The organism is Ginsengibacter sp., from assembly GCF_057362405.1.
In genome coordinates this window covers 1-5,494 of sequence record NZ_JBMQQG010000112.1, presented here as the reverse complement: position 1 = coordinate 5,494, position 5,494 = coordinate 1, and the positions used below count along the sequence as shown (strand labels likewise).

The following is a 5,494-nucleotide window of genomic DNA, read 5'->3' as shown; positions in this document are numbered from 1 at the left end:
CAAAAAGTTTTATCCTTATTCGGCTGATTTTTCTGACCGGAAATCGTTGTATACTTTTTTGGAGAAAGTAAAATCAGATCATGCCAGGATTGATATTCTTGTGAACAATGCAGGCAATATCATGCGAAAACCCGCCGCTGAACATCCTGATGAATACTGGGATACGATTATCGACATTAATTTAAATTCCCAGTTTATCATCACCCGGGAAATCGGGAAACAAATGTTAGAACAACAATCCGGGAAGATAATATTTACCTGCTCTTTATTAAGTTTCCAGGGCGGCATTAATGTGCCGGGATATGCCGCAAGTAAGGGTGCTATTGCTGTATTGCTTAAAGCCTTTGCCAACGAATGGGCATCAAAAGGCATTAATGTAAATGGCGTCGCTCCCGGGTATATATCCACAGATAATACCATTCAGCTTCGGGAAGACCCTGAAAGAAATGCCGCAATATTATCAAGGATTCCCGCCAATCGCTGGGGAACTCCCGGTGATATGGCCGGCGCTTATATTTTTCTTTCATCTCCCGCTTCCGATTATATTAATGGATCAATCATAACAGTAGATGGTGGATGGATGGGCAGATGATAATTATCTTTTAAAAAACTAATAAGTAAAATATGGAAATAAGATTTCAAAACAGCCCTGCGGAAACAAAAAGAATGACTACCAATGAGCTCCGGGGAAATTTTTTGATGGGTGGATTAATGAAAGATGACCAGGTGAATTTAATTTATTCGCATTATGACAGGATGATTGTGGGTGGTGCCAGGCCTGTGTCAAAAACTATTGAACTGCCTAACGATGAAGAGTTACGTGCAGATTATTTTCTGCAAAGAAGAGAGTTAGGTATTATAAATGTTGGCGGTAAAGGAAGGATTACTGCCGGAGGTGCAAAATATGAATTAGGTAAGCTTGACGCCTTATATATAACGAAGGGTACCCGAAAAGTTTTATTTGAAAGCATTGATAAAAATGACCCCGCTATATTTTATTTATTGTCGGCTCCGGCGCATCGGGATTGTGAGACAAGACTCATGAGAAAAGAAGAAACGTCACCTGTTGAATTGGGTGCGTCTGCAACTGCCAATAAAAGAACTATTTATAAATATATTCATGCAGATGGTATACAAAGTTGCCAGTTGGTAATGGGATTAACCATGCTTGCCGAAGGAAGTGTTTGGAATACGATGCCTGCGCATACGCATACCCGTAGGATGGAAGCTTATTTTTATTTTGACGTGCCAGAAGAACACCGGGTAGTTCATTTTATGGGTGAGCCGAAAGAAACAAGACACATTGTTGTTGCCAATCATGAAGCAGTAGTTTCACCGCCGTGGTCTATTCATGCGGGTTGCGGAACATCTAATTACGGTTTTATTTGGGGAATGGCCGGTGAAAATTACACCTATACTGACATGGACCCGGCTCCAATAACAGAAATATTGTAAAATCAATACCCTGTGACCAAAGAAATACCAACAGTGTAACCGAATCGGCCGCCTCATTTGAATTTAACTGACAAGCTTAAAATAAAAAATCCCGCAAACAAAGTGTTTTGCGGGATTTTAATTTAAAAGAAATCAGCTTAGTCGGGATGACTGGATTCGAACCAGCGGCCCCTACGTCCCGAACGTAGTGCGCTACCGGGCTGCGCTACATCCCGAATCACAATTTATTTTTCAAACCAAAAATAGGATTACCTTCTGAATTCTAAGCATGTGCAACAAATTACTGGCACCAGAACCAACAATCCAGGATAGCTCGGAAACGCAGACATTGAATTATATAGCTTTAGGTGGTTTTTGTAGAAAGTAACGGCTCTCAATACGATTTTGCAGATTTATTTTTTTATAAGTTCAGAAGGCATTGTTTTTGCATCCGGGTTCACATCTCCGGATAAAGAATTTAAAAAAGCAACAATTTGTTTTGTTTGCTTATTGGATAAGTTTTTATTTAATTGGGCTTTTCCCATAATTTTTACAGCAGAATCCAAACTGGCTATACTGCCATCGTGAAAATAAGGATAAGTGCCAGCAGTGTTGCGCAATTCGGGAACTTTAAATACATCCTTATCCGTTTTATTTTTGGTCACTGCTTTCCTTCCTTCATCATCAACTTTGCTGTTTGTAAGGGTACGGTAATCCGTTACCAGTCCAAACCGTTGCAGGGTACTTCCACCGATTCCTACACCGTTATGACAGCTAACACATCCCGATGCAATAAAAACTTTTAACCCCGCTTTTTCTTCCGGTGTAATGGCATTCACATCACCCTGCATATATTTATCAAACCTCGATGGTGTAAGCAGCGTGCGTTCAAAAGCTCCAATCGCTTTTTGCAAATTTTCGTAAGTAACAGGTTTCGCTTCTCCCGGGAAAGCCGCTTTAAACATATCCTGGTATAATTGAATTTTATTAAGCCTGTCAACTAGAAAACCTTTGTGCGGAATAGCCATTTCAACAGGATTCAAAATGGGCATACCCGCCTGTTCTTCCACATCTTTTGCACGCCCATCCCAAAACTGCATATTTTGAAGTGCTGCATTAAAAACAGTAGGTGAATTGCGGGTTCCCTGCTTGCCGGCATCACCCGTAGACGTAGCCTTATTATCTACCCCAAAAGTTAGAAGGTTATGACAGGAATTACAACTATTATTTCCCGTTCTGGAAAGACGGGTATCATAGTACAATACTTTGCCCAGCTTAATTTTTGGAGCAGTAACTGAATTATCTTTATTATCTGCAAGAGCCGGTAATGGCTTAAAAAAACCACGGGCAAGATTAAGTGTGGAATCTTCAGTTTGTGTGCCGCTAGCCACAGCTTTAGTTGATTCTTTTTTGCCAGATTGAGTGCAAGAAAAGAAAGCAATTGTAGCGCAAAGCACTATACCTACAATCTTCTTTTTCATATAATAAGCTTTGTTGCAAAACTAAAATGCCAACAGGCGAGAAATGCTGACCCCACTCATCTGATAATCTGATCGTGGTTATTAAATGAGTTTTTATAATCTTTAAAAATTTCGAACCTGATAGGGGTAGGAGAACATTCGGATTGCTCCTGATCAAGGCAAAAGAAAAAATAAACCGCCAACAGGTCATGCTATTTTTATGGCAGATTTATTGTTATACCATCAACAATAAAAATTAATCATATGAGCGTAAATAATAAACATCTTGCAACCATTTTATTAGGTGCTGCAGCCGCATTCGGCGCTTACAAATACAGCACAATGACAGAAGAAGAAAAGCAAAAAATGGCAGACTCTTTAAAAGATAAATTTCATAAGTTGAAGGATGAAGCAGAAAGTGCCGGCACCACCGCGAAAAATTACTTTAGCGATTTAAAGAATAAAGCAACAGATATGTTCAAAGAACATTTTCCTGGTGCAGAGCAGCATTTTGAAGATTTCTTTAAATCGAATTCTAAGAGCGACGTTCCCGCAAGTCCGACATCAGAGATTAACCCCGGTGCATAATTTCTTTATGAAACAGTAAGAATTAAGCGAAAGAAATACCCGGTAAAGAATCTATTGCAAAAAGAAAGATTATTCCAGCTTATCTTCCATGACAAGCAATGCGAAATATTTATCAAGATCCGCATGCAAGGCTTCTTCAAAAGATGCTTTCATATCCGCAGATTGCGGATGTTTAAATTTCCATTCACTAAAATAAATATGATAAGCGCTATCAACGTTATCTCTGCCAATCTTTTTTTCAAGCATATACATCCATTCGGCCGGTTTTACATAAACCGCGAGTGAATAGTCCTCCTCATTTTTAAACTTTGCAGAGGTTGTTTCCATAGCGGGGTGAATGGGTATCTGTAACAAATTCAAATAAACAGTGGCCTGGAAATCCTGCTCGCTGAGTCCTTTAATGTCTGCCGGAATCTGTTCTCCAAATACTGCATTAGTCCTGTATTTTTCAGCTTCATACCTGAATTCAAAATAGCTGTTGAGCCCTTCATCCATCCAGGCGTGATCCCGCTCATTAGTCCCCAGCATGCTCATAAACCAATTGTGGCCCACTTCATGAGCTATTACCGCATCAAGCGTTTCGGCTTTAGCATCCGGGCTTGTAATAAGTGTAATTGTAGGGTACTCCATGCCGCCACTTGAATTATTTTTTGGGCCCTCAACTGCCTGCACCACCGGGTAATCATATTCGCCGATCCATTTTCCATAATGCCTTACTGCATCTTTTACGTACTCAATGCTTTTGTTCCATACCGTATTTTTATGGTTATGATAATAAGTGAATGCATCTATTATTTTACCCGATTGTAAACGCATTGTGTCATATTCAATAACAAAATCTTTATCGGCAAACCATGCAAAATCAGGAACGCTGTCAGCATAATAACTGAGTGTTTTATTTGGTTCAGCAGAAACCACCTGATACAATTGCGGGCTGTTACCGCTATGAGCAATATTATAACTACCTACAGTTTTATATGCATCGGCTTCTTTCGTTGTTTGTAAAACCCCGGTTGCACCCACTACATAATCAGAAGGCACCGTTAGATCCACGCTATACGATGCATATTCGCTATAAAATTCGCCCATATCAAGGTAGGGCATTTCGTGCCAGCCATCTTTATCAAACACTGCTGGTTTTGGATACCATTGGCAAGCCATAAACTCACCATCTTCATAGCCGGATCTTGAAAAGTAAGAAGGCAACTGCACTTTAAAAGGAGTGGCAATAATTACTGAATCTCCGGGCTGTAAAGGTTCTGCCAGCAACACTTTAATTATATCGGTGTATGCAGGATTAGGATGAGCCTCCGTTTTAGCGATGCTGCCATTAACTGTGAAGGCAAGCCCGCTGATAAATCCGGGCGCATAATCTTTCAGTTTATCTTTTCTTTCTGTATCAGTTTTTAACTGTTGAAACAAGGCGGTTGATTCGTCTTTATACGCATTGGGATAAAGATGAAACCATATATAGGTAAGTGTCTGCGGCGAATTGTTTTTATATACAATCGTTTCTGACCCGGTAATTGATTTTTCGTCGTCGTTTAGCTGCGCAGCTATTTTAAAATGCAGGTACTGCTGCCAATATTTGTCCTGGGCAACGAGGCGGGTACTTATAAAAACGAGCAAGACTATTATTATTTTTTTCATTATTTGAAAGTAAGTTTTATTTGTATTCCGGGTAAAAGTATTTGCACAAAAAAATGATCGCGTATACTATTACGTTAGTCGATTTAAGTTACAGGAATTTTGTGGAAGCCTGATAAACCCACAATAAAAAACCCTGCTTTTTGCAGGGCTCTCAGGAATAATTTTAATTCCAGGGGTAAATTTTTTACAGGATAAATTGGATGGCCATTTTATTGGCTGGTTTTTTTTGGATACTTTGTTAGTTTCTTACAGGTATTGGATAAAGAAGAAAAGAAGTTGATTGATATCGGATTATTTGGTTTTCATGGATTCGGTAAAACGGGCTCTTTTCAATGGATTTGGATCTTTTGATTAATGTTTGT

General features: G+C 39.4%; 5 protein-coding genes and 1 tRNA gene. 3 read left to right on the top strand and 3 right to left on the bottom strand.

Features of this window, described 5'->3' with window-relative positions:
• Positions 1-592 (top strand): SDR family oxidoreductase (locus ACO1O5_RS09525; RefSeq protein WP_486269617.1); only part of this gene is annotated, 592 nt, incomplete at its 5' end.
• 32 nt (positions 593-624) lie between these two features.
• On the top strand, positions 625-1,455 hold the full coding sequence (gene kduI / locus ACO1O5_RS09520) for a 5-dehydro-4-deoxy-D-glucuronate isomerase (protein ID WP_486269616.1): 831 nt from the start codon (positions 625-627) through the stop codon (positions 1,453-1,455).
• A 141-nt stretch (positions 1,456-1,596) separates the two neighbouring features.
• Here the strand turns inward: kduI and ACO1O5_RS09515 are convergent.
• Both ACO1O5_RS09515 and ACO1O5_RS09510 read right to left on the bottom strand, forming a co-directional pair.
• Positions 1,597-1,670 (bottom strand) — tRNA-Pro (locus ACO1O5_RS09515).
• A 177-nt stretch (positions 1,671-1,847) separates the two neighbouring features.
• Positions 1,848-2,915 (bottom strand): cytochrome-c peroxidase, encoded by a 1,068-nt coding sequence (locus tag ACO1O5_RS09510; RefSeq protein ID WP_486269615.1) that lies wholly within the window; start codon positions 2,913-2,915, stop codon positions 1,848-1,850.
• A 243-nt stretch (positions 2,916-3,158) separates the two neighbouring features.
• On the opposite strand from ACO1O5_RS09510, the gene ACO1O5_RS09505 reads away from it, so the two are divergent.
• Positions 3,159-3,482 carry a hypothetical protein gene (locus tag ACO1O5_RS09505; RefSeq protein ID WP_486269614.1) on the top strand — a complete coding sequence of 108 codons (324 nt, stop codon included), beginning with the start codon at positions 3,159-3,161 and terminating at the stop codon, positions 3,480-3,482.
• A 69-nt stretch (positions 3,483-3,551) separates the two neighbouring features.
• On the opposite strand, the gene ACO1O5_RS09500 is transcribed toward ACO1O5_RS09505, so the two are convergent.
• Positions 3,552-5,132: a M1 family metallopeptidase gene (locus ACO1O5_RS09500; protein ID WP_486269613.1), complete on the bottom strand. Its 1,581-nt coding sequence runs from the start codon at positions 5,130-5,132 to the stop codon at positions 3,552-3,554.
• Positions 5,133-5,494 lie beyond the last annotated feature (362 nt).